The following is a 23,268-nucleotide window of genomic DNA, read 5'->3' on the forward strand; positions in this document are numbered from 1 at the left end:
CCGAATGACCGCAATGCCATCGCCCCGCCCCGCCACGTTTGCGCTCAAGGCCCTGAACCTGAGCCTGGCCCTGGCCCTCAGCGCACTGCTGCCGAGCGCCGCCCACGCCGCCGACAGCGTCAGTGAAAGCGCCAGCCGCGCCGTCAACATCGGCCCCGGCCTGCTCAGCCATGTGCTGGCGCAATTTGCGGTCAGCGTCGGCGTGCCGCTGTCGTTCGATCCGGCGCAACTGGGCAATCGCCAGAGCCCGGGCCTGCAAGGCAGCTACACCGCACAGAGCGGTTTTGCCCGGTTGCTGGAAGGCAGCGGTTTCGAGCTGATCAGCACCGGCCACAACGGTTACACCGTGGCGCCGAAAGTCGCGGCGGACGGCGCGCTGGAACTCGGCGCCACCAACGTCAGCGCCCTGCGCGACGACAGCGGTGATACCTACGGCGGCGAACAGGTCGCGCGCCGCGCGCAGATCGGCATGCTCGGCAACCAGGAGGTCAACGACCTGCCCTTCAGCGTCACCAGCTACACCGCCAAGACCATGGCCGACCAACAGGCCCAGACCGTTGGCGATGTGTTGCTCAACGATGCCTCGGTGCGCCAGTCCAACGGCTTCGGCAACTTCTCGCAGATGTTCATGATCCGCGGCCTGCCGCTGGCCTCCGATGACATTTCCTATAACGGCCTCTATGGCGTGCTGCCCCGGCAGATCATTGCCGTCGAAGCGCTGGACCGGGTTGAACTGTTCAAGGGCCCGAATGCATTCGTCAACGGCGTGACCCCGAGCGGCAGCGGCATCGGGGGCGGGATCAACCTGCAACCCAAACGCGCGATGGACACGCCGACCCGCAGCGTCACCCTCGATTACAGCGCCGACGGTCGGGTCGGCGGGCATCTGGATCTGGGCCAGCGTTTTGGCGAGGACAACCGCTTCGGCGCGCGGGTCAACCTGATGCAGCGCGAAGGCGACACCACCGTCGATGACGAAGACCAGCGCTCGTCGCTGTTCAGCGTCGGCCTGGACTATCGCGGCGATCGCCTGCGGGTCTCGACCGATTTCGGCTATCAGAAGCAGGTCATCAACCAGGGCCGCTCGGTGGTCTATGTCGATTCGAGCCTGACCAAAGCCCCCAAGGTGCCGCACGCCAACGCCAGCTATGCCCAGAGCTGGAGCTATTCGCAACTCGAAGACACCTTCGGCATGGCCCGCGCCGAATATGACCTGAACGACAATTGGACCGCCTACGTGTCCGGCGGCGCCAAGCACACCCGCGAGAACGGGGTTTACTCGTCGCTGACCGTCACCGACCTCAACGGCAGCGCCCGTGGCGGCATGCTCTATTCGCCCCACGACGAGGACAACCAGAGCGCCATGGCCGGGCTCAACGGCCGTTTCGAAACCGGCCCCGTCACGCACCAGTTGAACCTCGGCTGGGCGGGCATCTGGGGCGAGCAGCGCTCGGCGTTCGAAACCATCGGCACCGCCGGGCGCTACAGCACCAACCTGTACAACGTCACCGACAAACCGCGCCCGGCGCCCACCTCGTTCGCCAGCGACATCAACGACCCGCGCATCACCGGCAAGAACACCCTGCGCAGCGAGGCGATTTCCGACACCCTCGGCTTCGTCGATGACCGCATCCTGCTGACCCTCGGCGTGCGTCGCCAAGAGCTGAAAGTCGACGGCTGGAGCACCGCCACCGGCGCCCGCACCTCGAGTTATGAAGAGTCGATCACCACCCCGGTCTACGGCCTGGTGATCAAGCCGTGGGAGCATGTGTCGTTCTATGCCAACCGCATCGAAGGCCTGGCCAAGGGCCCGACGCCGCCGACCACCGCGATCAATCGCGACGAAACCTTCGCCCCGGTGCGCAGCAAACAGATCGAGGCCGGCGTGCGCCTGGACATGGGCAGCTACGGCGCCAACCTCGGCGTCTATCGCATCGAGCAACCGTCGAGCTACACCCAGGACGGGATCTTCCGGGTCGACGGCCAGCAGACCAACAAAGGCGTGGAACTCAACGTCTACGGCGAACCGCTCGACGGCCTGCGCCTGCTCAGCGGCGCAACCGTGATGAAAACTGAACTGGAAGGCAGCAGCAACGGCGTGAATGACGGCAATCGCGCCGTCGGGGTGCCGCGCTTCCAGTTCAACCTCGGCGCTGACTGGGACATTCCGGGTCTCGAAGGTGCCGCACTCAGCGCGCGCATGCTGCGCACCGGCGGCCAGTACCTGAACGCGGCGAATACTCAAAGCATTCCGGCGTGGAACCGCTTCGATCTCGGCTCGCGCTACGCCTTCAAACTGGATGAAAAGCAGATCACCCTGCGGGCCAATCTGGAGAACGTCGCCAACGAAGCTTACTGGGCCTCGGCCAACGGCGGTTACCTGACCCAGGGCACACCGCGCACGCTGAAGGTGTCGGCCACCGTGGACTTCTGACCGCTCGTCATCCGGCCGGCACCAAGGGTTCGGCGCGTTTGACCAATATCAGGTAATCCCCTTTCCGGAGACAGACCATGATGACGCGCAAACTCACCTCGCTGTTGTTGATCGGCCTGCTGGCCACAGGCTCAGCCGCGACATTCGCCGCCAACGACGGCGCCGATGCCACGGGCACCAAATCCGGCTCGACCAATGGCTCGCCCATGCCAACGGACAATACGCCGGGCTCGCCGTCGGGCGGCAGCGGCGCGGGTGGCGGGACGGGCACCAACGGCGGTGCCAGCGGTTCGGGCTCGGGAGCAGGCGGGGGCACTGGTTCGGCCGGTGGCGGCACGGGCGGTGCCGGCGGTGGCACTGGCGGCTGAACGAACAAGAGCAGGCCGTGGTAAACGCCATGGCCTGTGTCTGAACCCTATCGTTTTTTGTCAGCGATCCGAACGTAGCAATTCGCCGAAACCGACGTCCATCGACAACACGGCCGCGCGATTGCGGCCGGCGTTTTTGGCCTGATACAGCGCCGCATCGGCGCGCTGGATGAACAGCTCAGGGCTGTCGTTGCCCAGTGGAATAAACGAGTAGCAGCCCAGGCTCACCGTCAGATAACCGGTGGGCGAACCGCTGTGGGTGATGTGCTTGTCCATGACGCTGCGGCGGATCTGCCCGGCAATCGCCAGCGCGCCGTTGATGTCGGTGTCCGGCAGCAACACCGCGAACTCTTCCCCGCCATAGCGCACCGCCAGATCGGACTTGCGCTGGCAGCAGTTCTTCACCACCTGCGCGACCTGCGTCAGGCAATGGTCGCCGGCCACGTGGCCGTAGGCATCGTTGTAGCTTTTGAAGAAATCGATATCGAGCATGATCAGGCTCACCGGGCTCGACTGCCGCGCGCCCCGGGCAAACTCCACCTCCAGCGAGCGCTCGAACAGACGCCGGTTGGCCAACCCGGTCAGGCTGTCGTGGGTGGCGATCTGCTCCAGCGTCCGCTGGGCCTTGCGCAGGTTTTTCTCGATCCGCTCGCCATCGCGCACCTGATGAATGAACACCCAGCCGAACAGCCCCACGCCGAGCATCACCAGCGCCACGATGACGCTGGACTGGAACGCCCGGTCATACCAGCCCTGGAGGATCGTGTCCCGGGACGAAGACGCCGCGACCACCAACGGGTAGCTTTCCAGCTGCCGGTAACCATAAAGACGGGTGACACCGTCGACCACCGAATCGATCATCGCGGTGCCGGCGGCTGCATTGGGCAGCAACTTCTGGTAGATCTCGCCCTTGGCCAGCGAGGTGCCGATCAGGCTCTCGTCGAAAGGCCGCCGGGCGAGCAAGGTGCCGTCGGTCAGGCCGAGGAACATGGTGCCGTTGTCGTCCAGGCTGAAGCTTTTGAAGAACCGGTCGAAGTAGGACATCTTGATCCCGGCCAGCAATACGCCCTGAAAATTGCCGGCGTGGTCGTTGACCCGTTTCGAGATCGGGATGATCCACTCGCCGTTCTCACGGCTGCGGATCGCCGGGCCGATGTGCGCCACGGCCGAGACGTTCTGCTGGTGAAACTTGAAGTACTCGCGATCGGCCACGCCATGGCCGCGCGGCAGATCCGCGAACGAGGTAATCACCCACTGCCCTTCGCGGTCGAACAGGAACATGCCGTGCAACTGCTCCAGTTGCTGCACCCGCCGCGCGAGGGTTTTCTGCAAGCGCGGCTTCTGCTCCGCGCCATAGCCATCGTCCTGAACCCAGTCGACCAGGCTGGTCAGCACCAGATCCGCTGCCAGAAAAGTGTCTTCGGCCTGCTGCGCCATGGCCCGGGTCAGGTTGGCCGACGACACCTGTGCGTTGGCCAGATCCTGGCGCCGCGACTGTTCGATCTGCAAATACAACAGACCGGACAGGCTCAGACACACAGCCACGATGAACAACACCGCCGCCTTGCGCAGGGGCAAACGCTTGAGGGTGCCGCCGGGGGCCTGGTGCGGATCGTGAATGGGGATAGGCAAAAGCGTGTCCTGGGCAGGTACGACAGGGGCAAAAGCCCGAAACCCTTGTTTTTGTGAGCGTAGCCCACCGGGTTGTGTGGGGCAACCAAGCGCCACCGAGACAATCCCGACCCTGTTGCTATCGGCGCGCAGCGTAATTGGATGACCTGCGACGCGAATTATTTTTGCCTGCCCGTTTTCCTCGCTTTTACCCCCGGCTCGACAACCGCCGCATTGCACTGTGCAGATGCGCCCGCGCACTTTCCGGATCGCCCTCGCGCATCTGCTCGTAGGCCCGTTGCGCAACCGCATGCGGTACCGGTTTCAACACCCGTTGCGTGGCCATCGCCAGCAGTTGCACCTGCGCGGCACGCTCCAGGTAATACAGATCGTCCCAGGCCTCGGCGATGGTCGGCGCGGCGACAATCACACCGTGGTTCTTCAAAAACAGAATGTCGGCCTCGCCCATCACCTCGGCAATCCGGTCGCCTTCACGCTCATCCAGCGCCAGCCCGTTGTAATGCTCGTCCACCGCCGTGCGCCCGTAGAACTTCAGCGCGGTCTGACTCAGCCACAACAGCGGCGGCCCCTCCAGCAGGCACAACGCTGTCGCGTTCGGCATGTGCGTATGGAACGCGACCTTCACCCGAGGCAGCCGCTGGTGCAGGCGCGCGTGAATATAGAAAGCAGTCGCTTCCGGCTGACCCTCGCCGTCCACCACGTTGCCGGCGAAGTCGCAGACCAGCAGGTTATGCGCCGTCACTTCGGAAAACGCATAGCCGTACGGATTGACCAGAAACAGGTCATCGTGCCCCGGCAACATCGCCGAAAAATGATTGCAGATCCCCTCCTCCAGCCCGTGCAGCGCCGCCAGTTGAAAGCACGCCGCCAGCTCGTGACGGGCGGTGAGGATGGCTTCACTGTCGAGGTTCAACGAGCCGGAACGCGCAGCTCGGGCGCTGCCGGTCAGGGTGTGGGCCATGGCGAAACTCCTTGATGACGGGCGAGGTTTCTTACCAGCCAAGGGACGAGAACAGCGGGAGCACTTCGTCCAGCGTGTTGAGGATCGCGTCGGGTCGATAGTCCGGCAGCAACTGACGACCAGTGCCGCGGTCGATCCATACACAGCGAAAATGCATGTCGCGGGCCGCCGTGTGATCGAGCATCGGGCTGGCGCAGATGTGCACCACCTGATCGCGGCTGACGCCCAATTGCTCATGAGCGTAGTCGAACAGCCGCGGCGCCGGTTTGTAGGCGCCGGCCTGTTGCGCGGTGATTACCCGGTCGATGTGGCCGCCGAGTTGAGCGACGTTGCCGGCGATGATGTCGTCATCGGTGTTGGAGACGATGCACAGCTTGAAGCCCTTGGCCTTGAGCTGCGCGAGGGTCTCGACGACTTCGGGGAACGGTGGCATCTGCGGGATCGCGGCGGCCAGGCGCTGACTGTCTTCGCTGCCACTCGTCAGGCCCAGTTCTTCCAGGGCCAGTTGCAGGCCGAGAGTGCTCAGCTCGCGGAACGAGCGATGCGGCGGTGTCTGTTCCAGGCGATGTTCGTGGCGGTCGTAGACCTCGATCAGGCGCCCGGCGTCGACCCGGTGCTCGCCCTTCTCGCTGAGGATCCGCTCGGCCACGGCGCGCAGGCCTTCGTCCCATTGAATCAAGGTGCCGTAGCAATCGAAGGTCAGCCATTGCGGGCGCGGTGTGTTGATCAACGTCATGGGGGCATTCCTCTGAAAGTGAGGGCTTCAGCTTATGAACCCGGGGTGATAGTGTGAAATTAAATAAATAGCCGACCGTCAGTTGCCAAACAAATATCGAGACCGCCGCCATGCTGGATCTGGAACTGCTGAAAACCTTCGTCTGCGTGGTTGATGAAGGCAGCTTCACCCGCGCCGCCGAACGCGTCCACCGTACCCAATCCACGGTCAGCCAACAGGTGCGCAAACTCGAAGACCTGGTCGGCCACGCCCTTTTGTTGCGCGACCGCACCGGGCTGAACGTCAGCGTCACCGAGCACGGCGAACTGCTGATCCACTACGCTCGCCGCCTGCTGGCCTTGTCCGCCGAGGCCAGCGAAGCACTGGCCAGCGACGTGGATCTGGAAATCCTGCGCATCGGCATGCCGGAAGACTTCGACGCCCGACGCATGGCGCTGATCCTCGCCGGCTTCACCCGCAGCCACCCGCAAGCACGGCTGGAAACCGTCAGCGGCATGAGCCTCGACCTGCGCCAACGCCTCGACAGCGGCGAAATCGACATCGCCCTGATCAAACGCGAACCCGACAGCGGCCCGGCCTGGGCGACCTGGCCGGAGCGACTGGTGTGGGTCAAAGGCGTGGAATTCGATGCCTCCACTGGCGTGCTGCCGCTGGCGCTGTTTCCCCAGGGCTGCCTGTACCGACAACGGGCGATCCGCCTGCTCGACGTGGCGCAACGCCCATGGCGCGTGGCCTTCGGCAGCCACAGCCTGACCGGCATTCAAGCGGCGGTGGCCTCCGGGCTCGGGGTTTCGGTGCTGCCGGCTTCGGCGGTGTTGCCGGAGCATCGGGTGTGCACGGACTTGCCGTCGCTGCCACCGACGGAACTGGCGCTGGTCAGTCGCGAGGGGGTGTTGAGTGGATTGCAGCGGGGGCTGGTGGAGTTTTTGCGGGGGGAATTGGGGGTGGATGCGGGGGGATTTGCTTGAGGTTGATTGCAAAAAAACAGGCGCCCTTTTCAGGCGCCAGTTTTTATGGTCGGTCAACGCGACGGCGGTACTCGAATATCCCCCGCCCGGCACTGGGTTTTCACGCCCTTGCCGCAGGCGCCGAATTGCAGGTCCTTGCCCATGCACACGCGCACCTCCGAGAGTTCCGGGCCGTTGCAGATGACGGCGATACCGTCTGACGGGATGCCCGGATTACTCCTGCGGAACAGGTCGGCAATTTCCTGCGCTTCGAAGTAATAGGAGCTACTGAACGGTTGCAGTTCTTCCGGGATTTTGACCGCAGCCACGGCCTTGTCCGCTTCGTCCAGATAACCCATGGCTCCAAGGCCGCTGCAGGTGCCGTGTTTGCTCCATTCGTGATCGAGCAGTTTTTTGGTCGGGAACAGCGTCAGGCCTTTGGCCGTTTCGGCGGCCGACAGGTTGGTCAGCGGTGGGCAGGATTGCGGCCAGCCGCCCTTGGCGTATTGCGGCCACAGGCCATGCAGGACAAAACCGTAACCCTTGCCGGTGCATTGCGGGTCATCCTTGTGGGTCAGGCAAAAGGTCGGCGACCAGGACAACGTCAGCAGGTAGTAATCGAATACCCCCGCCACCGATTCCGCCTTGCTGGCGGACGACTGGCGTGCCGAACTCAGGCCGATGCTACCGACCGTCAGCGCAATCAGCGCCATAATTGTAAAAAGCTTTTTCATGTTCCCGTTCCTTGGGACGCGTGCGTCCGTGGTTTCTGTGGTCTGACCATCACTTGGCCAGACGCTGATTGAGTCATGCCCGTGTTGCAGGCGCATGACGCAGGGCAAAACGTGCATTACTTTGAAAGGACTACGATGAAGTTGAAATCACCACAGGGAACCGACATGAGTAAAGCAGACGAACTCGCCGCGAAACTCAAACAAACCCGGCACACCCATGCTGACGAAATCACCTGCGCCGAACTGGAAATCGATTGCTGGCCGGCTCAGGTCTACGCCTTGTATCACCGTATCGAGGGCTGGTTGCAACCGGTCACCGAAGTAGGACTGAAGATTCGGCGCAATCCTACGCATGTTTGCGAATCTTCTTCGGATGGCGAGACCCACGACTACGCCATCGACCAGTTGATCATCGAAGCCAACCACCACAGCCTGACGTTCGACCCCATCGCCCGCTTCACCGAAGACGGCGCAGGGCGAGTGCAAATCGTCCTGCCGGGGCGCGAAGCATCGCTGCTGCGCACGGTCGATGAACACGGCGAAAGCCATTGGTGGTTGCAGACGCTCGAGACCGGGCAACAGCTGGATGCGATTGCGTTGACGGAGAACAACCTGCTGCTGGTAGTCCAGGAAGGTCTCGGTTTGTAGGTTGAACCTGACACAACTGTAATCCGCGCCTCAGCCAGCTGAAAGCTGCCGCCGGTTAGCCTCCCCGTCATTGGTCAAACGGGGACTTCCAGCGCATGCCTTCCACCACCTCAAGACGCACTTTCGTCAAAGGCCTCGCCGCCGGCGGTCTGCTCGGCGGCCTCGGCCTGTGGCGCACGCCGGTCTGGGCCTTGAACAGCCCCCGCCAGGTTAATGAGTTAAGCGGCACCGACTTCGAGCTGTTCATTGGCGAAACCCCGGTCAACTTCACCGGCCAGCCTCGCACCGCCCTGACCATCAACGGCAGCCTGCCCGGCCCGCTGCTGCGCTGGCGCGAAGGCGACACCGTGACGCTGCGGGTGCGCAACCGGCTGAAGGACAGCACCTCGATCCACTGGCACGGCATTCTGCTGCCGGCCAACATGGACGGCGTGCCCGGCCTGAGTTTCAAGGGCATCGAGCCGGGTGGCGTGTACGTCTATCAGTTCAAGGTTCGCCAGCACGGCACCTACTGGTATCACAGCCATTCCGGCCTGCAGGAACAGGCCGGGGTCTACGGGCCGCTGGTGATCGACGCCCGGGAACCGGAGCCGTTCGAGTACGACCGCGACTACGTGGTGATGCTCAGTGACTGGACCGACGAAGACCCGGCCAGCCTGATGAAAACCCTGAAAAAGCAGTCCGACTACTACAATTTCCACAAGCGCACCGTCGGTGATTTCATCCACGACGTCGGTGAAAAAGGCTGGGGTGCCACCGTCGCCGACCGCACGATGTGGGCGCAGATGAAGATGAATCCCACCGACATCGCCGACGTCAGCGGCGCCACGTACACCTTCCTGATGAACGGCCACGCTCCGGATAACAACTGGACCGGCCTGTTTCGCCACGGCGAAAAGCTGCGGCTGCGGCTGATCAACGGCTCGGCCATGACCTACTTCGACGTGCGAATTCCCGGATTGAAAATGACCGTGGTCGCCGCTGATGGCTTGCACGTCAAACCGGTCAGCGTCGACGAGTTGCGCATCGCCGTGGCGGAAACCTATGACGTGATCGTCGAACCCGCCGCCGACGCCTACACCCTGTTCGCCCAGGCCATGGACCGCACCGGTTACGCCCGAGGCACCCTCGCCGCCCGCGTCGGTTTGTCGGCCCCGGTGCCGGCGCTGGACCCGCGCCCGCTGGTGACCATGGACGACATGGGTATGGGCGGCATGAACTCTGGTGGAATGAATCATGGTTCGATGGACATGAGCGGCATGGATCACTCGAGCATGAACATGGGCCCGATGCAGTCGCACCCCGACAGCGAAAAGGACAACCCGCTGGTGGACATGCAAGCCATGACCACTGCCGCGAAACTCGACGACCCTGGCCTTGGCCTGCGCAACAACGGTCGCCGCGTGCTGACCTACGCCGACCTGCGCAGCCCCTTCGAAGACCCGGACGGCCGCGACCCGAGCCGCACCCTCGAACTGCACCTCACCGGCCACATGGAGAAATTCGCCTGGTCGTTCAACGGCATCAAGTTCTCCGACGCCGAGCCCCTGCGTTTGAAGTACGGCGAGCGAATCCGCCTGGTACTGGTCAACGACACGATGATGACCCACCCCATCCACCTGCACGGCATGTGGAGCGATCTGGAAGACGAAAACGGCAATTTCCAGGTGCGCAAACACACCATCGACATGCCGCCCGGCACCCGTCGCAGCTATCGCGTGACCGCCGATGCGCTTGGCCGTTGGGCCTATCACTGCCATCTCCTGTACCACATGGAAATGGGCATGTTCCGCGAAGTGCGGGTGGAAGAATGAGGATGCCGACCATGACTCGATTTGCCGCGCTTTCGTTGTCGCTTCTGTCGATGGCTCCGGCCTTCGCCGCCAGCGACATGCAGGGCATGGATCACAGCCGGATGGGCGATCTGCAAAGCATGGACGACGGCATGATGCAGCCCGCCGCGCCGACCGAAAGCCGCACACCGATCCCGGCACTGACCGACGCCGACCGCGCCGCCGTGTTCACCAGCCACGCCGGACATCAGGTCCACGACAGCGCCATCAACACGTACTTCCTCGCCGACAAACTCGAATGGCAGGACGCCGACGACGCCAGCACTCTGGCCTGGGACTTGTCCGGCTGGATCGGCGGCGACATCGATCGACTGTGGCTGCGCTCCGAAGGCGAACGCAGCAACGGCAAGACCGAAGACGCGGAAATCCAGGCGCTGTGGGGCCACGCGATTTCGCCGTGGTGGGACGTGGTCAGCGGCGTGCGCCAGGACTTCAAACCCGGCACTCCACAAACCTGGGCCGCGTTCGGTTTGCAGGGCATGGCGCTGTACAACTTCGAAGCCGAAGCCACGGCGTTCCTCGGTGAAAACGGTCAGAGCGCGGTGCGGCTGGAGGGCGACTACGACATCCTGCTGACCAATCGCCTGATCCTGCAGCCCACCGCCGAACTCAACGTCTACGGCAAAAACGACCCGCAACGCGGGATCGGCTCGGGCCTTTCGAACACCGAAGCCGGGCTGCGCCTGCGCTATGAGATCCGCCGCGAATTTGCGCCCTACATCGGCGTGACCTGGAACCGCACCTACGGCCAAACCGCCGATTACGCACGGGAAGAAAGCGAGGATCGCAGCGAAGCGCGACTCGTCCTCGGCGTACGGCTGTGGTTCTGAATTCCATCAAAAAACAACACCGAGGTCTTGCATGCGCACACTGAAAATCTCCCTTGTCCTCGCCAGCGGTTTGCTCCTGAGCACCCTGGCCCAGGCCCATCCGAAACTGCTGTCGTCGACCCCGGCCGAAGGTGCCGACGGCGCGGCGCCCGGCAAGATCGAACTGCGCTTTTCGGAGGATCTGTTGACCCAATTCTCCGCCGCCAAACTGGTGATGACCAAAATGCCCGGCATGGCTCATTCGCCGATGCCGATGAAGGCCAAAGTCAGCGCTGGCAGCGACCCGAGAACCATGCTCGTCACCCCGCTCACGCCCTTGCCGGCCGGCACCTACAAGGTCGAATGGCGCGCGGTTTCGTCGGACACGCACCCGATCACCGGCAACGTCACGTTCAAAGTGAAGTGAGTGATGGCTGAACTGATCAACATCCTCCTGCGTCTGGCGTTGTATGTGGATTTGCTGCTGTTGTTCGGGCTGGCGTTGTTCGTGCTGTACAGCGTTGATGCGGTGCTGCGGTTTCGGCCGATGCTGCGCGGGATGGCGTTGATCGGGGCGCTGCTGTCAGTGGCGGGACTGGTGCTGATGACCCGCGCCATGAGTGGCGAAACGGAGTTCGCGGCGCTGTGGCCGCACCTGCAAATGATGCTGTTTGAAACCGATGTCGGGACGGCATGGGCGGTGCGGATGATTGCGCTGATCGTCGTGATGATCTGGCCGGGGTTGTGGCTGGCGTCGATGGCCGGCGCCGTCGCCCTCGCCTCCCTGGCCTGGAGCGGACACGGGGCGATGGATAACGCGTGGCACCTGCTCAGCGACATCCTGCACCTGCTCGCAGCGGGGGCGTGGCTGGGCGCCATGCTCGCGTTGATCTTGATGTCGCGGCTCGATGCACTGTGCAGCGAAGCGCGCATTCGTTCGCTGGCGGATTCCGTCAAACGCTTCGAAGGCGTCGGCGCGGCAATTGTGCTCATCCTCTCGATCACCGGCGTGGCGAATTACCTGTTCATCGTCGGCCCGACACTGGGCGAAGTCCTGCTCGGCACCTACGGTATTCTGCTGGCGATAAAGGTTGTGTTGTTCGGGGGAATGTTGGTGTTGGCCGCGTTGAACCGCTTCCACCTCGGGCCTTTGCTTGAGCAATCGTTGCGCGCCGGCCAGCATCAAATGGCGGCCAACGCCTTGCGCCGCAGCGTGGCACTGGAGCTGATGATTGCGCTTCTGATCGTGGGACTGGTGGCGTGGCTGGGCACGTTGAGCCCGGAACCGGGGTGACACCCGGCAAACCCATTCACTACACTGGCCCGCACCTCCACTGCACAAGCCCGATCACAATGACAATTCCAAAAAGCACGATGATCTTCTGCGGCCTGCTGGCCATGGCCGGCGGCGCCCAGGCACAAGAACCGGCCTCGCACCTCGACACCATTCAGCAACAAGGCCAGTTGCGCGTCTGCACCACCGGCGACTACAAGCCCTACACCTTCAAACGCCCGGACGGCGGATTCGAAGGCATCGACATCGCCATGGCGCAATCCCTGGCCGACAGCCTCGGGGTAAAGGTCGAATGGGTGCAGACCACCTGGAAAACCCTGATGCCGGACATGCAGGCCGGCAAATGCGACATCGGCGTCGGCGGCATCTCGGTGACCCTCGAACGCCAGAAAAAAGCCTTCTTCAGCAACACCCTCGACGTCGACGGCAAGATCCCGCTGGTGCGCTGCGCCGACCAGTCCAAATACCAGACCATCGACCAGATCAACCAGCCGAACGTGCGCCTGGTCGAACCCGCCGGCGGCACCAACGAAGCCTTCGTCCACGCCTTTCTGCCCAAGGCGCAACTGGCGTTGCACGACAACGTGACCATCTTCGAGCAACTGCTCGACAACAAGGCCGACGTGATGATCACCGACGCCTCCGAAGCCCTCTACCAGCAGAAACTCAAACCCGGCCTGTGCGCCGTCAACCCGAGCCAGTTCATGCAATACGGCGAAAAAGCCTACCTGCTGCCGCGCGACGACATCAGCTGGAAACTCTACGTCGACCAGTGGCTGCACCTGAGCAAAGTCACCGGCAAATACCAGAAAGTCCTGAGCGAATGGATCGCCGTACCCGCAGCTCAGTAAACCTCAGTCGTCATGCATCAGGCCGGAGCTGTACTGGTTGAAACTGTTACCGATATTGCTCCCGCCGAACTTCAACGTATTCACGTTCCGCGCCTCCGGCGACTGACAGTCGCTGGAGAAACAACTGGTGGTGGTCAAACCACCGGAGCCGGAACAGGCGCTTAAAACCGAGACAGTGGCGACGAGCAACAGCGCTTTGAGTGGATTGTTCATGGTGTGTGGCGCTCGGGTGGGGTCGGGATCTTGTGGAGGGATCGTAGGCCTGCGCGGGTGGCGGGAAGATGAAACTTACGGGGTTTTCAGCGGGGGTTCAGGTTTGGCCTTTCACAAAGGTTTACATCGGCCTTTCAGTTGGCTCGGTATAGTTTTTTGCAACTTGAGCAACCCAGAGAACCCGCAATGCCGTCGACCAGCCACTTGGTAAATCCTGACCTGATAAAGATTCGACGGCTGTTCACAACGCCCCTCGCCAGCCTCCAGTACCCCGATGCCGCAAAACTTAATTCCCAACTGAAAACCATCATCACAACCCGCATGGCGCAAGATCGTAGCGGCGCCCAGCGCAGTAACGACGGCGGCTGGCAGTCCGCGAACGACTTCCATGAATGGGGCGAAGAAGCCAGCGACGCTCTCGTGAAATTCGCCAAAGCGTTCGCCGTGCAAATGACGGCAGTGCACAGCGAACAATTCGGCCTGACCGAACCGAGTTTCGAATGGAAACTCAACGCCTGGGCCAACGTGAATACCGCAGGCCACAGCAACGCCCTCCACGGACATCCGGGCGCCTTCTGGTCAGGCGTCTACTGGGTGGACGCCGGCGGCCGAGAAGACGACCCGACCGTCGGCGGCGACTTGGAATTCGCCGACCCACGCGGCATGGTCGCCTCCACCTACAACCCCGCACTGCGAATGCGCGTCGAAGACTGCATCACCGCAGGCTTCAGCAGCACCTGCGCCGCCAGCAGCGGCACCTTCATCATGTTTCCATCGTGGCTGATGCATTCGGTTCGACGGTTTGAAGGGACGAGACCAAGGATTTCGATTGCGTTTAATTTTGGTGCTTGAGATTCCAGAGTTGATAAGTTGCTTACGGTTCTAAGCTTCAGAACAAATCAATTCAATCTCGTTTTTTGGTGCGTTTTGAAAGCTACATTCCCGGTCGCCCTTGGAAGCAAGGCTGACACCATCGCATGACAGGACGTCAAAAATGGCTGAACCAACCACTCGGAAGACATCTTCCACCAAGCGCGATTGGGCGTTAGCGACTGAGAAAGAGCGCTCCCACGTCTATTGGGCACTGTCCGACGCGTTTGTAGACAACGAGGTCAACTACGAATCCATCGCGTGCCAGACCGAAGATTACGACCCGCAAGAGATAAAGCGAATTCTCTACGAGGAAGTCGCCCCTGTCTGCCATTCGAACCTTGAGACAGTGATCCCGATGATCTGGTCTGCTTTCAACCTTGAACAACTAACGTCTGACATCAGGGAAAATCTGAAAGCCCGAGAGCGCAGCGGTTATCGACGCCAAATAGACAAACTGCTGATACGTTGGCTTGAGTTCCGATACAGATACATATGGAAAGAAATCTACAGGCACTATCGAAAATAATCTGCGCTGCGCGCACATGCTCTACTGCCCTTCCCTTCATCACACGGGTGACGAAACCTCCGCGTCAGCAAACTGCCCATCTGCCACGGAGGGTTGCAGTAACCTACTTCGGCTCGACGTTATCCAACGCCTGATTCACCGCCAAAGACCCCAACATCACCAACTGCGCAATGCCGATGGCGGTTTTGCGGTGGGCGGGTTCCAGGGAGGCGGCGAAGTTGTTGAGCATTTCGGAGGCTGATCCCAAGGACTCGCTGGCGTTGGCGAGCAGGGATTCGGTGTCGTAGGCCGGGTTGGCGAAGTACATCGGGTCATGTTGGGTGTGGCTGCCCATGATCCGTTGCTGTGGGGTGAGGTAGTGATCGAGGGCGCGTTCGGCGGCTTCGTTCAGGGTTCGTGAATCGGGGAATTTGTAGGGGGAGACTGGATCGGTTTCTGGTGGGTTGGGTGTTGGTTTGAACATGGAGTAACTCCCGACGGATAAGAGGTTAGGAGCCGCCACCTTCGCTACCAAACTAGGGTGGAGGCCATACGCAGGTTGGTAGACCGGCCGTCAGGAACCCCGGCGCATCCGAAGATGCCCTGCGCATGACCACCATAAAACGAAGGCACTGAAAGCCTCCGCAAGACAGTAGTCTTGTGCTTCTGACGGAATACGGGCTACCAAACCCGATCACTGGATTTCAGTGACCCAGGAACGATAGAACCCGCGTGCTAGAGGCACAAGCCGGCGGATTCTGTCTTAGGTGTAGGGGGTGGCGCAAGGTAGTGTAGGTCGTGTATGACGAAAGAATGAGTCATTTAAACGAGTGAGTTTTTTGTTTAAAACAGTCCCAGCTTTTTGGCTTGCGCGAAACTGGGGACTGTTTATACACACTTTCACATCCAAACAAATCCGCCCCCTTACTCTAAATCAGTAAAATCAAGAAGATCTTTTGGCAATCCATTGAGTGTGTTCACGAGAGAAGAGGTTCTCCATTTCATCGACATACCTCTCAAACTCCGAAAAATTTGAAATAGAGTGAACCATATTCTTCGCAGACTCTATTTCATAAGCAGTCATTTCATAAGCAGCATTTAATTCAACGTATTTTTTCGATTGCATCCAAGCAATTAATGAGCTGGATAGAGCAATGACCACATCCGTGGGCATATCCACGCCAGATTGGAACTCTTTCAAAAAAGATAAAACCACTGACAAAATACTGAACAAGCAAAGTAAAACAAACAAACAGCAATGGATTATTTTGTTTCTTCTTGCTTTCATCAAATACCACTTTAATTGCCCTCTCACCCTGCAGGAAGTATAAAAAGTGACCTTTTCCTCCAGAGAGAGCTGTCTAACACGCAACATTTCTTTAGTTGGAGAAACAAGCAATGAACTGCTCGAACTCAATCTATCCAACGCATGACTTTCTAAACAAGACTCACGAATGCGCTCAGAAAACAGAGCACTGTCAATTGGCTCTGAACCTCCAAATGGGGCAGAAACACAACAATACCTCCAACTCAATGTTTTTATTGTCTCAGAAAGCGACCTTTTGGAATACCAGATCCTTTCAGGCTTACTTACCCCTAAATAAATCAGAATTACAAAACCAAGAGCCAAAAGAATCGTTTGATTGTAACCAAAATCTATAAATTGAATTTTAAATTTAGACAAAATCGCCGCAACAACTAGCAAAGACAAATTTATCAGCAATAATGAATAATGAACTCTCTGATAAAATTTCGAACTCTGCCCTGCAGCCCTCTGGATACTTGGATAAAACCCTTCGGGCAAACTATCATCAATAACCATCACTTAGCCTCAAGCATTTTTACGTTTTTATTCACATCTTGAAGCTGCAGCCGTTCCATTGGGACATTCAAATACGATGATATTTTCTGCTTATCTCTATAATTCACTGGAAACATGTAAACATGCTGTATTACGATCTCTTTCAATATCCGATCACACACCGCATTGGATTTAAACTCATCGGCCAATGCACTGAGAGCTTTGAAATCAATTCTCTTATGAAAATCCAAAGTAATGGCTTGGTTAATTATCTTGATAGCGGGACTAGAAATTTCATCTTCCAAGCTTTTATAAATCTCTTCCGCCTCTGCACATCCAGTTGAAGTTGCCATCTTCTTCAGAACGGCATATATTGCAACAAAGGTCATTGATAAAAATGTACTTTTGGCCTCCTTTTCAATTGCCAAGTTCGTTTGAAGTGGATTTTCCCTCATTTCATGGGAGATGGTATGAACCACGCTTTCTTTTGCCATATCAGACAATTCAATAAAAAACTGCAAAAACCTTAATCCACAACCGTAGGTTTCTCGTAGAAGATGTGTCATCTCCTCTCTATTCAAAGATGCATGTCTATTTCTAATTATTTGACCAATGAGCTCAGAGCCTTTGAACACTTTATTAACATTTGCAAATAAGTTGGTATCCCCCTCCGTCAAGACAACAGGCTCATACTCACCACCTGACAAATCTTGCTGATCATATAACTGCATCTCATCCAAAGCTTCATCACGTTTTAAACGCTCTTGCTGAACTTCCCGCTCAACCATGACCAGCTTAGGAATCTCTTTAAGAAACTCATCCAAAAAACTAAGATCTTCTGCTTGAAGAGTTGCCAAGCGATTATCCGAAAACAATGCCATTAAAGACATTTGTATCTCATCAAGTATCCAAGCATCTTTAGTGTGATGAGTAATGAAAATTATGATATTCGCATGATCCTCTCTATGAAGCCCATCCAAAAGCCGAGTAATTTCCTTCTTGATTTCAATATCCTTACTAAAAGTATCTGCAATTTTTTTTGCAGCAAAAAAATAGTATATATATGGATATTTGAATGAAACCTTACCATCTACATCACGTAGCAGGTGGCAATTTATAAGATCCTGAGTAACCTTTACCCTATCGACACTCAAAAACTGTCTCTCGTAATCCTCAAAGAACTCCACCAGCCCCCTAGATGAAAGAGGCTCACCATCATTGGAATACTGTTTCCAAGCAAGTTCCGATAGCACATTAATATATTTATCAATCTCATTAGATTTAACATTGATTTTTTCAAGCGCTTGGTAAACCAAGCTCTGATAACAATGACCATGCGAGGTCAACTCCAATCTCTGGGAGGTGTAAGCCTCTAGCATCTGTAATACGGAAATAATAAATATTGGTTTTGAAGGAACAACATTTTTACGAATAATGGAGTCTACCCTGACCTTTATTTCATCAGACTCTTTAAAAAGCTCTGCTTCATCAATATGTTCCTCTCGACCTAGCGCAACCCACTTCTCAATTAACTGAGTACGCTTAACATTTCCAAAATCATGAATACTCATTATTTGAAAACTTTCAAGTGACGCGTGATCTGGCAATACATACCTAAAAGTATCTTTTGCAAAAATCACGACCTTTGCAAATACGGATTTTATGTGATCGACAAGTTGGGCAATATATTTCTTATTGAGCGTAATGAGATGAAAATCATCCAACAGCAGCAGAGGTTTTTTGCCTGACTTTTCAAAGCCACCCAAACTCTCAGAGTACTGCTCAGAAATTCGCCTTGCGATGAGTTTATCTACTGCAGCAGAAACTACATCCTTTCCACTTATATACACAGGAAAAAAACCCTCAGCCAACCCCTCCCTAATAATAAATTTAGCCAATGACGTTTTACCAGCCTGCTCCTCTCCAATAACAATAATACCTTCAAGATCCTCAAATATTTTTCTGTAACCTACTACTTTCCTGACATTACTAAAATCCCCTGACTTCAACGTAAAATCTGGAGGAACATAGACATCACTAAGTTTAACCTTTGGGACTAAGCGATGAACCAAAGCAATTTCGGTATCATCCAGCCAGCTTCGATGCGACTCTGTGAGTTTCAAAGTCAAATCAACAACTGTCGCCATCTCTTTTTCCTCCGGCAAAGTAGCTATTGTTTTCCTTAGCCCCTCAATCACATCCAACCAAGCACGATCTTTATCATCCCAAGATTTTATTGGCCGCCTGTCAGTCGGTAAAGAATGAATTTCAGCCAGCGGCGAATGTTTCACATCTGTAGCGCGTATATATATCGGAACAATCAAGGCTTGATTTTCACGGTGCATTTCCAACGCACGAGCCATCTCAACATCCACACAATAATCCGAATTAATAAAATCCGGACTTACTAAAAAAATTATAACCTGTGTTCCATTAAGATTATTATCGATCTCCTCTCGCCACTTCTGACTTGCACTAATATCTCGATCAGTCCAAGTAGAAATTTCCTTATTACGCACCATATTTGAAAAATACTTTACTAGATCATTTCTATAAGATTCATCTTCGTGGCTGTAACTGACAAAAACTTTTACTGGAGAACGCATGAATAATTTATCCCTAAATTTTTATTGGCATTACCATGGATGGCATAATGAGATCAGAAGCGAAGCTACTATTTTGCCAGCAGACTGTCTACTCACGGCGATCCGAATGAAGAGGCGGAGTTATCGACCCGTACACAAGAAATTCGGCACTCTATGGTCTCGGAATCTCCCCTCCATCCCCCTCGACTCATCCAGCCTCCTCACACCATTCCTGATAAACTCCCCCACCTCCCAGCCACACCGATTCCGTACCCCCAATGCCCCCAATCTCCGCCACACCCGCCCCACTCTCCCGCCGTTTCTCCGTCGCGCCGATGATGGATCGGATTGACCTCTCTTTTACCTCCCGCAAATAAAGGCCCAAGCGCCTGGCCTCCAACCCGCGTACCAGTTGCGTACCAGCTCTGTTCTTCTCCCTCCTTGTCCCATCCCCTCTGCCGACTGCGTTAGCAAATTTTAAGCAGCGGTTCTCGGCTCCAATCCTGGCACTGTTTACCGTCGAGTCAGGCGTGTTTCGTGAGTGTTAAACCGCGCGTACGAAAGCCAGCGAATCGCCCCGTCAGTACTTCACTCCGTTTTCAGGTTGACCCCTGGGGAAAAGGTAATTTTGGTAATTTCTTTTTTTTCTGTCATAAAAACCTAATAAAATCAGTATGTTAGAATAATTTAGCAAAGGTAATAATAGGGTAAGAAGGAGGTTAGAAAATTACCCTTAGTCCTAGTAATTTCACCCACCTACGAAACCCTTTAAAATCAGACACTTGGTGAAATATTACCTCCGGCCTTACCAAATATTACCTTCAAAGGTAATACGTCAAAGCCACGGTCTATAAGGGCTGCAGCCAATTTTTCGATTCGACTTACCAAAATTACCTTTTCCCCAGCCTCGAACTGAAATGTCCCCCTCCGATGCCCTGCTATGCTTCCTGTTTTCCGAATGGAGTCGAAGGCATGGCTAGTGAATACTCCCTCCCGGTCGTTCTCGAAAAAATCTACGAAAACCAGCTCGCGCTTGAAGCTGCGTTGATGGAGTTGACACTGTTGGTAGAGAAGCAGGGCCAGGCTGACGTAGGCGAAAATATTCGCTGTGCTTTAGAAAGGATTGGCGAAAATGCTGGCTTCATAAAGCAAGGCATTGCACGGCTAACAGTGAACGAAAAGAAGCAGCCGTAAAAAATCGGCCCCGGTGTGGGCTCTGACAGGCCGGGCGTCCAAGCGACATGCAACTCGAATAGGACAAAGCCCGTTCGGTGGTGTCGAAATCCGGTAATGGGGGGCAAACGTCATGGATTACAGGTACATAGGTTCGTGCCGATAGCCTTTTGGCATGATTCAGACGCATTGGCCCAGCCCAGCGGTGTTGACGGATAACGCCATAAAAGGCTGTAATTGACACCTGCACTGTGATTATCCTGTGGATAACCTGTGCGTAATTTTTCCCGTTACCTTGGATGGTGACGCTTTTTGGAGAGGCTATGGCGATCCCGAAGACAATTTCCGTGGATATTATTAACCGCTTAAATGGATTAGCGGAAAGCGGAGAGAAACTGTCCCCCTTCGAAGACGCAAGATTTAAGCGCGATCTGGAAGCATTAAAATCCAAGGAACTGTCTGTTGGCCTTATGGCCTTCGGTGTTTTCTATGCCCTTACTGGGAACGCTGAAAAAGCCATTGAATATCATGTTCATTCTATCGACGCCGGCGGTAGGTTGGCATTCTTTTATAAAAACTTCGCTATCTCATTGAAACATCTTGGACTTTATAGTCGAGCTCTCGACAACTATTTCGAAGCTGCCAAGAGAGATATGGCCGACAGATCAACTATCATGAAGGCTGCGGAACTAGTCTCATATGCAGGAAAGTTTTCCGAATTTTCTGCAATGTTGAATTCATATCTTAAGGCTACTCAGGACGAGTCAATTATGGATGAGTATAGAATAGCGAACATACTGGAAGTCAAAGACGATCTCGCAAAACTGGGACTTGATGAAGAAAGTTATGCCCACGCTTGCAGCAAAGCTGAACAAGTAACACTAAAGCATGGTTTAAAAACAACTGAATGCATTGTCAACACACTTCATTCAGATGGACATGACTACATATGCATAGAGTTACGCGTTAAGTGCTCCGGCGAAATGCTATCTATAATGAACGATGATCTAGCAACTGCCATAGCGGAAGACATCGAGTTTTCTTATTGGAATAAGATCATTCATGTATTCACCTATGCCTCGCACTCTCCAACTGAAACCAAGCTTTCAGCAGCCTAAATTGATACGGAAATCATATGCCTGTTAATAATTATTGTTTTATCGAAGAGGCTGATAGAGCGATGGCCTCGGGCTCCACTGAAGAGATTACGTATCGCAACGCAGTAAGTCGGGCCTATTATGGACTTTATCATTGCGCCCTGGCCCACGCCGATACGCTTTTGACGCCGCCACTTTCTGCCTGCGCAGGCGGTTCTCATCGAAAGGTTTCTGACTATTACTCGATCGGCCTCGCCAAAACGAGAGAACAAACTATCAAGTTCCGGCGCGTCAGCATAAAATTATTGCAACTTCACGGCCTGAGAGTAAAAGCGGATTACAGACTTTCAGAAGAAGTGCACGAAGCTGATGCAGTCTCTACAATCATTACTTCAAAGTCGGTTTTTCAGGACCTTATCGGTCTTGGGGCAGTGGCTTAACATTCTATTCGTTGCCAATACCTGCGCTTAAGAAACCAAACAAATCGCTTCATACGAGTCGCGGGGCTCTAAAGGGTTCCGCCGATTCCACCTTCGAGAATCGCCAAATTTTTTCGGTCTCGTCAATTTTTCTCATCCTCAATAAGCACAGCTGTGCACGCACTCCATGTCAAGTGTCCGCTCCATGGCGCTTAAACCTGCCGGAAATAGCCATCTCGTCATTGCTCTATTTTGAAACGCGCAAAACACTCCGCAAGCCTTGTACTACGCGTCTATTAGGCAATTGGCGTCTTCGTTGAAACTCTTCAAAAAAATCCTTTTTAGGCAAGCACTCAAGTTATAAAAATTCCTTTTTACACGTATTTTCTTGCTAACCTCCCTCAAATACCGAGACCTCCAACCGTGGCACCTTATCTGCCTTCGTTGAAGTTAGGCGCAATTCGCTTTCACTTCCTTGCACACCTTTGCACTTGGTGAAATCACTTTCTGCCCCACAGACCCCAACGGTGGCCTAAGTGCGACGCGGATTTGCATCAACCCCACCCATTTCAAAAACCACAGCATGGAAGCCCGCCGGCGGGAGGGGGATAAGTGCTTTTTCAGCGATTTTTTTCTCACCGGGGATTGTTCGATGTCACCCGATCGGCCACTCACGGCTAGGCCAGTGCCGTCAGTCGGCGTGCAGGTGTGAAGTTGTTAACCTATCGATATACTGGTTGCATATACAGTTGTTTGATTTGGGTAACACACCGATGAGTAGAGAATCTGCGGGAACCGTCACACCGCTATCAAGCGGGGTAACTGAGTGGCAGGCTATGTTGCGCGATGAGATGACATTGCTTGCAATGCCCGGTGCCCATCACAAAGCGCTGCTCAAACAAGCTAACATCCTGCACCAAGGGCATATGATCGACGCTAATGAACTCAGCGACTTTCTGGAGTTAGCCGACGCGGCCTTGGCCTTCGCGATAGAATCGCTACTTGATTTCGACGCTGGCGAGTAAGGGAGGCGTCATGCACGTCCTGGTCACTCCTATGCGTTTGCGTGGTGTCGCGTTGGACCCGAAGGAAAGGAGGCGCTTTCCGGCGATAAGAGGGAATGTCATGGTCAGTTCTACCCAGTGCCATGAATTGGGCCGGGCGGCCAACGTTGCGCGGATAGAGGTAGGAATGCCGCTCGACCCCGCCCCCTTACCGCCGCTGCTCGATGCGACACTTGCAGGGATGGCCGTTACAGGTTTCGTGCTGAGTGGTATTGAGTACGTCGATGGTTGCGCATACGCTCAATCGTGGTGGTGTCGGCTCGGATGAGCA

24 protein-coding genes are annotated in these 23,268 nt (G+C 56.1%); 16 read left to right on the forward strand and 8 right to left on the reverse strand.

Annotated elements, in window-relative coordinates:
* The first annotated feature begins 4 nt into the window (after window positions 1-4).
* The gene (locus K3819_RS19445) at window positions 5-2,434 is read left to right on the forward strand and encodes a TonB-dependent receptor (RefSeq protein WP_221397749.1); all 2,430 of its coding nucleotides are present in this window, start codon (window positions 5-7) and stop codon (window positions 2,432-2,434) included.
* A 77-nt stretch (window positions 2,435-2,511) separates the two neighbouring features.
* Window positions 2,512-2,802 (forward strand): hypothetical protein, encoded by a 291-nt coding sequence (locus K3819_RS19450; protein WP_221397750.1) that lies wholly within the window; start codon window positions 2,512-2,514, stop codon window positions 2,800-2,802.
* Between the two features lie 60 nt (window positions 2,803-2,862).
* Here the strand turns inward: K3819_RS19450 and K3819_RS19455 are convergent, their stop codons facing one another.
* From K3819_RS19455 to K3819_RS19465, 3 genes are all read right to left on the reverse strand, one after another.
* Window positions 2,863-4,434, reverse strand: a complete 1,572-nt coding sequence (locus K3819_RS19455; RefSeq protein ID WP_064598025.1) for a GGDEF domain-containing protein — start codon at window positions 4,432-4,434, stop codon at window positions 2,863-2,865.
* A gap of 187 nt (window positions 4,435-4,621) precedes the next feature.
* Window positions 4,622-5,395 (reverse strand): aldolase, encoded by a 774-nt coding sequence (locus K3819_RS19460; protein WP_221397751.1) that lies wholly within the window; start codon window positions 5,393-5,395, stop codon window positions 4,622-4,624.
* A 31-nt stretch (window positions 5,396-5,426) separates the two neighbouring features.
* Window positions 5,427-6,131 carry a haloacid dehalogenase type II gene (locus K3819_RS19465; protein WP_221397752.1) on the reverse strand — a complete coding sequence of 235 codons (705 nt, stop codon included), beginning with the start codon at window positions 6,129-6,131 and terminating at the stop codon, window positions 5,427-5,429.
* A 110-nt stretch (window positions 6,132-6,241) separates the two neighbouring features.
* Here K3819_RS19465 and K3819_RS19470 point away from each other — a divergent pair, with 110 nt between their 5' ends.
* Complete coding sequence (locus tag K3819_RS19470; protein WP_221397753.1) at window positions 6,242-7,099, forward strand: LysR substrate-binding domain-containing protein; 858 nt, start codon at window positions 6,242-6,244, stop codon at window positions 7,097-7,099.
* A gap of 53 nt (window positions 7,100-7,152) precedes the next feature.
* Here K3819_RS19470 and K3819_RS19475 read toward each other — a convergent pair whose 3' ends face one another.
* Window positions 7,153-7,812: a ribonuclease T2 gene (locus K3819_RS19475; protein ID WP_221397754.1), complete on the reverse strand. Its 660-nt coding sequence runs from the start codon at window positions 7,810-7,812 to the stop codon at window positions 7,153-7,155.
* Between the two features lie 165 nt (window positions 7,813-7,977).
* On the opposite strand from K3819_RS19475, the gene K3819_RS19480 reads away from it, so the two are divergent.
* The 6 genes from K3819_RS19480 (at window position 7,978) to K3819_RS19505 (ending at window position 13,267) form a co-directional block, all read left to right on the forward strand.
* Window positions 7,978-8,460 (forward strand): hypothetical protein, encoded by a 483-nt coding sequence (locus K3819_RS19480; protein ID WP_064598036.1) that lies wholly within the window; start codon window positions 7,978-7,980, stop codon window positions 8,458-8,460.
* 95 nt (window positions 8,461-8,555) lie between these two features.
* On the forward strand, window positions 8,556-10,274 hold the full coding sequence (locus tag K3819_RS19485) for a copper resistance system multicopper oxidase (RefSeq protein WP_221397755.1): 1,719 nt from the start codon (window positions 8,556-8,558) through the stop codon (window positions 10,272-10,274).
* Between the two features lie 11 nt (window positions 10,275-10,285).
* Window positions 10,286-11,143, forward strand: coding sequence for a copper resistance protein B (locus K3819_RS19490; protein WP_221397756.1), 858 nt, complete (start codon window positions 10,286-10,288; stop codon window positions 11,141-11,143).
* Between the two features lie 31 nt (window positions 11,144-11,174).
* Window positions 11,175-11,549, forward strand: a complete 375-nt coding sequence (gene copC, locus K3819_RS19495; protein ID WP_221397757.1) for a copper homeostasis periplasmic binding protein CopC — start codon at window positions 11,175-11,177, stop codon at window positions 11,547-11,549.
* Between the two features lie 3 nt (window positions 11,550-11,552).
* Window positions 11,553-12,416: a copper homeostasis membrane protein CopD gene (copD, locus tag K3819_RS19500; protein WP_221397758.1), complete on the forward strand. Its 864-nt coding sequence runs from the start codon at window positions 11,553-11,555 to the stop codon at window positions 12,414-12,416.
* A gap of 59 nt (window positions 12,417-12,475) precedes the next feature.
* On the forward strand, window positions 12,476-13,267 hold the full coding sequence (locus tag K3819_RS19505) for a transporter substrate-binding domain-containing protein (protein WP_178076496.1): 792 nt from the start codon (window positions 12,476-12,478) through the stop codon (window positions 13,265-13,267).
* A gap of 3 nt (window positions 13,268-13,270) precedes the next feature.
* Here the strand turns inward: K3819_RS19505 and K3819_RS19510 are convergent, their stop codons facing one another.
* Complete coding sequence (locus K3819_RS19510) at window positions 13,271-13,480, reverse strand: hypothetical protein (RefSeq protein WP_221397759.1); 210 nt, start codon at window positions 13,478-13,480, stop codon at window positions 13,271-13,273.
* A gap of 186 nt (window positions 13,481-13,666) precedes the next feature.
* Here K3819_RS19510 and K3819_RS19515 point away from each other — a divergent pair, with 186 nt between their 5' ends.
* Together K3819_RS19515 and K3819_RS19520 are read left to right on the forward strand one after the other, a co-directional pair.
* Window positions 13,667-14,332: a TIGR02466 family protein gene (locus K3819_RS19515; RefSeq protein WP_221397760.1), complete on the forward strand. Its 666-nt coding sequence runs from the start codon at window positions 13,667-13,669 to the stop codon at window positions 14,330-14,332.
* Window positions 14,333-14,474: 142 nt separating this feature from the next.
* Window positions 14,475-14,879: a hypothetical protein gene (locus tag K3819_RS19520; protein WP_221397761.1), complete on the forward strand. Its 405-nt coding sequence runs from the start codon at window positions 14,475-14,477 to the stop codon at window positions 14,877-14,879.
* A 103-nt stretch (window positions 14,880-14,982) separates the two neighbouring features.
* Here K3819_RS19520 and K3819_RS19525 read toward each other — a convergent pair whose 3' ends face one another.
* The 3 genes from K3819_RS19525 to K3819_RS19535 form a co-directional block, all read right to left on the reverse strand.
* Complete coding sequence (locus K3819_RS19525) at window positions 14,983-15,342, reverse strand: DUF6124 family protein (RefSeq protein WP_085608241.1); 360 nt, start codon at window positions 15,340-15,342, stop codon at window positions 14,983-14,985.
* A gap of 459 nt (window positions 15,343-15,801) precedes the next feature.
* Window positions 15,802-16,680, reverse strand: coding sequence for a DUF4231 domain-containing protein (locus K3819_RS19530; RefSeq protein ID WP_221397762.1), 879 nt, complete (start codon window positions 16,678-16,680; stop codon window positions 15,802-15,804).
* Window positions 16,680-19,265 carry a TIR domain-containing protein gene (locus K3819_RS19535; protein ID WP_221397763.1) on the reverse strand — a complete coding sequence of 862 codons (2,586 nt, stop codon included), beginning with the start codon at window positions 19,263-19,265 and terminating at the stop codon, window positions 16,680-16,682. The genes K3819_RS19530 and K3819_RS19535 overlap by 1 nt, the downstream gene beginning before the upstream one ends.
* 951 nt (window positions 19,266-20,216) lie before the next feature.
* On the opposite strand from K3819_RS19535, the gene K3819_RS19540 reads away from it, so the two are divergent.
* From K3819_RS19540 to K3819_RS29520, 5 genes are all read left to right on the forward strand, one after another.
* Window positions 20,217-20,438: a hypothetical protein gene (locus K3819_RS19540; protein WP_221397764.1), complete on the forward strand. Its 222-nt coding sequence runs from the start codon at window positions 20,217-20,219 to the stop codon at window positions 20,436-20,438.
* Window positions 20,439-20,740: 302 nt separating this feature from the next.
* Window positions 20,741-21,535 (forward strand): hypothetical protein, encoded by a 795-nt coding sequence (locus tag K3819_RS19545; protein WP_221397765.1) that lies wholly within the window; start codon window positions 20,741-20,743, stop codon window positions 21,533-21,535.
* 17 nt (window positions 21,536-21,552) lie between these two features.
* On the forward strand, window positions 21,553-21,954 hold the full coding sequence (locus K3819_RS19550) for a hypothetical protein (RefSeq protein ID WP_221397766.1): 402 nt from the start codon (window positions 21,553-21,555) through the stop codon (window positions 21,952-21,954).
* Between the two features lie 815 nt (window positions 21,955-22,769).
* Window positions 22,770-22,958: a hypothetical protein gene (locus K3819_RS19555; protein ID WP_260328944.1), complete on the forward strand. Its 189-nt coding sequence runs from the start codon at window positions 22,770-22,772 to the stop codon at window positions 22,956-22,958.
* 10 nt (window positions 22,959-22,968) lie between these two features.
* Entirely contained in the window at window positions 22,969-23,265 is a 297-nt protein-coding gene (locus K3819_RS29520) for a hypothetical protein (RefSeq protein WP_260328945.1), read from the forward strand.
* The last annotated feature ends 3 nt before the right edge of the window (window positions 23,266-23,268 follow it).

The organism is Pseudomonas sp. 3-2, assembly GCF_019710535.1.
Taxonomy (GTDB): Bacteria; Pseudomonadota; Gammaproteobacteria; order Pseudomonadales; family Pseudomonadaceae; genus Aquipseudomonas; species Aquipseudomonas pharyngis.

Excerpts from the sequence above, each read along its gene's own strand:
- copD (WP_221397758.1), top strand. The coding sequence starts at position 11,553 with ATGGCTGAACTGATCAACATCCTCCTGCGTCTGGCGTTGTATGTGGAT.
- K3819_RS19470 (WP_221397753.1), top strand. The coding sequence starts at position 6,242 with ATGCTGGATCTGGAACTGCTGAAAACCTTCGTCTGCGTGGTTGATGAA.
- K3819_RS19505 (WP_178076496.1), top strand. The coding sequence starts at position 12,476 with ATGACAATTCCAAAAAGCACGATGATCTTCTGCGGCCTGCTGGCCATG.
- K3819_RS19520 (WP_221397761.1), top strand. The coding sequence starts at position 14,475 with ATGGCTGAACCAACCACTCGGAAGACATCTTCCACCAAGCGCGATTGG.
- K3819_RS19510 (WP_221397759.1), bottom strand. The coding sequence starts at position 13,480 with ATGAACAATCCACTCAAAGCGCTGTTGCTCGTCGCCACTGTCTCGGTT.
- K3819_RS19465 (WP_221397752.1), bottom strand. The coding sequence starts at position 6,131 with ATGACGTTGATCAACACACCGCGCCCGCAATGGCTGACCTTCGATTGC.
- K3819_RS19475 (WP_221397754.1), bottom strand. The coding sequence starts at position 7,812 with ATGAAAAAGCTTTTTACAATTATGGCGCTGATTGCGCTGACGGTCGGT.
- copC (WP_221397757.1), top strand. The coding sequence starts at position 11,175 with ATGCGCACACTGAAAATCTCCCTTGTCCTCGCCAGCGGTTTGCTCCTG.
- K3819_RS29520 (WP_260328945.1), top strand. The coding sequence starts at position 22,969 with ATGCACGTCCTGGTCACTCCTATGCGTTTGCGTGGTGTCGCGTTGGAC.
- K3819_RS19485 (WP_221397755.1), top strand. The coding sequence starts at position 8,556 with ATGCCTTCCACCACCTCAAGACGCACTTTCGTCAAAGGCCTCGCCGCC.
- K3819_RS19535 (WP_221397763.1), bottom strand. The coding sequence starts at position 19,265 with ATGCGTTCTCCAGTAAAAGTTTTTGTCAGTTACAGCCACGAAGATGAA.
- K3819_RS19460 (WP_221397751.1), bottom strand. The coding sequence starts at position 5,395 with ATGGCCCACACCCTGACCGGCAGCGCCCGAGCTGCGCGTTCCGGCTCG.
- K3819_RS19555 (WP_260328944.1), top strand. The coding sequence starts at position 22,770 with ATGTTGCGCGATGAGATGACATTGCTTGCAATGCCCGGTGCCCATCAC.
- K3819_RS19515 (WP_221397760.1), top strand. The coding sequence starts at position 13,667 with ATGCCGTCGACCAGCCACTTGGTAAATCCTGACCTGATAAAGATTCGA.
- K3819_RS19490 (WP_221397756.1), top strand. The coding sequence starts at position 10,286 with ATGACTCGATTTGCCGCGCTTTCGTTGTCGCTTCTGTCGATGGCTCCG.
- K3819_RS19545 (WP_221397765.1), top strand. The coding sequence starts at position 20,741 with ATGGCGATCCCGAAGACAATTTCCGTGGATATTATTAACCGCTTAAAT.
- K3819_RS19450 (WP_221397750.1), top strand. The coding sequence starts at position 2,512 with ATGATGACGCGCAAACTCACCTCGCTGTTGTTGATCGGCCTGCTGGCC.
- K3819_RS19525 (WP_085608241.1), bottom strand. The coding sequence starts at position 15,342 with ATGTTCAAACCAACACCCAACCCACCAGAAACCGATCCAGTCTCCCCC.
- K3819_RS19530 (WP_221397762.1), bottom strand. The coding sequence starts at position 16,680 with ATGGTTATTGATGATAGTTTGCCCGAAGGGTTTTATCCAAGTATCCAG.
- K3819_RS19480 (WP_064598036.1), top strand. The coding sequence starts at position 7,978 with ATGAGTAAAGCAGACGAACTCGCCGCGAAACTCAAACAAACCCGGCAC.
- K3819_RS19445 (WP_221397749.1), top strand. The coding sequence starts at position 5 with ATGACCGCAATGCCATCGCCCCGCCCCGCCACGTTTGCGCTCAAGGCC.
- K3819_RS19540 (WP_221397764.1), top strand. The coding sequence starts at position 20,217 with ATGGCTAGTGAATACTCCCTCCCGGTCGTTCTCGAAAAAATCTACGAA.
- K3819_RS19550 (WP_221397766.1), top strand. The coding sequence starts at position 21,553 with ATGCCTGTTAATAATTATTGTTTTATCGAAGAGGCTGATAGAGCGATG.